Source organism: Methylorubrum podarium (assembly GCF_022179745.1).
GTDB classification, from domain to species: domain Bacteria; phylum Pseudomonadota; class Alphaproteobacteria; order Rhizobiales; family Beijerinckiaceae; genus Methylobacterium; species Methylobacterium podarium.
Map to the genome: position 1 here is coordinate 1 of NZ_BPRD01000681.1, position 1682 is coordinate 1682.

At 73.2% G+C, this 1682-nt stretch carries 2 protein-coding genes and 1 pseudogene; all 3 read left to right on the forward strand.

All coding sequences use genetic code 11. From position 1 onward, the window contains the following. Positions 1-85: 85 nt before the first annotated feature. Positions 86-310: a hypothetical protein gene (locus tag MFF42_RS25745; protein WP_238258802.1), complete on the forward strand. Its 225-nt coding sequence runs from the start codon at positions 86-88 to the stop codon at positions 308-310. 32 nt (positions 311-342) lie between these two features. Then, positions 343-1155 (forward strand): MBL fold metallo-hydrolase, encoded by an 813-nt coding sequence (locus MFF42_RS25750; RefSeq protein ID WP_238258803.1) that lies wholly within the window; start codon positions 343-345, stop codon positions 1153-1155. 346 nt (positions 1156-1501) lie between these two features. Further along, positions 1502-1682, forward strand: a pseudogene (locus MFF42_RS25755) (YebC/PmpR family DNA-binding transcriptional regulator); the annotation flags it as partial.

Here is a 1682-nt window from a genome sequence, read left to right on the forward strand (position 1 = left end):
CCGTCCGGTTCCCTCGCGGCTGTCCGGCGCGAGGGAACCGGACGGATCACGCGGCTCTTCACCGGGAAAGACCCGGAGACATCCCGTGAGCCCGACCGACGCGACCCGACCCGACGACCCCGTCGAGACACCGAGTGCCCGGACCTTCGAGCAGCGCCCGGTCGCCGCGCCGGTTCCGGGACACCGTTCCCCGGCGCCGACCGAGCCGAGCGACATGGGCTCCGAGCGGGACGGGGAGATCCCCTCGCGCGACGGAGCCGGTTCGGAGAGCGGCCGATCTCCGGACGGCCAAGGCTACCGCGGCGGCTGAGCGCTCCGAGCGCGGAAGCGGGAGGCGAGCCCGTGGCGATCCCCATCTGCGTCACCTGCGGAACCAGCTTCCCCGACGCGCCGACCCCGCCCGCGCGCTGCCCGATCTGCGACGAGGAGCGGCAATACGTGCCCGCCTCCGGTCAGAACTGGACGACGCCCGACGCGCTCGCGGCCGCTCACGCCAACGCGTGGCGGCAGGTCGAGCCCGCGCTGTTCGAGATCGAGACCCAGCCCCGTTTCGGCATCGGCCAGCGCGCCTTCCTGCTGCGGACGCCCCAGGGGAATTTTCTGTGGGATTGTCTCGCGCTGCTCGATCCGGCGACGGTCGCGCTGGTAGAGGCGCTCGGCGGCCTGGCCGGCATCGCGATCTCGCATCCCCATTACTACACCACGATGCCGGACTGGGCGGCGGCCTTGGACGCGCCGGTCTACCTGCACGCCCGCGACCGCGACTGGGTGATGCGCCCCGACGACCGCGTGGTGTTCTGGGAGGAGGACGAGCGCGCCCTCGCCCCCGGCCTGACCCTGCTGCGCCTCGGCGGCCATTTCCCCGGCGGCACCGTGCTGCACTGGCGCGACGGTGCGGAGGGGCGCGGCGCCCTGCTGACGGGCGACATCGTGCAGGTCGGCGCCGACCGGAACAGCGTCTCCTTCCTGTGGAGCTACCCGAACTGGCTGCCGCTCTCCGGCGCTACCGTGGCCCGCATCGCGTCGCGGCTCGCGTCTCTGGCCTTCACGCGCCTCTACGGCGCCTTCGGCCTGCACGTCGCGGCGGATGCGAGCGCCGTCGTCAGCCGCTCGGCGGCGCGCTACCGGGCCCTGCTGGAGCGGGATCAGCCCTGAGATCGTCCGGCGCGCCGCCCGCCCGCCGCCCCTCCCGCCGTCCTTGGGCTTGCCGCGGGAACAGCGTCGCGCCGGCGAGGGCGCCCAGCAACGCGGCGAGGCCGAACCGCCATCCGCCGCGGGATCGACGGGCGACGCGGTCGGTGTCGGTTCTGCGCATCGGCACGATCCTTCCTTCGAGGGGGAACGCGATCCGGTGAGCCCGGTTCGCGACGGGATCGCCGCGTTGCCTCGGGGGGCGGCTGCGGCCTATAAGCGGAGCCCCCGACACAATCCCGCGCGACGTCGAGGATCCTTCCGCACGGAAGGAGCCCTCCGCCCGCACGAACGAGAAGACGATCCCGCCATGGCCGGGCATTCCCAGTTCAAGAACATCATGCACCGCAAGGGCCGCGTCGACGCGGTCCGCTCGAAGGTGTTCAGCAAGCTCGCCCGCGAGATCACGGTGGCGGCCAAGCTCGGCACGCCGGACCCCACGATGAACCCGCGCCTGCGCGCGGCGATCCTCGCGGCCCGGGCCGAGAACA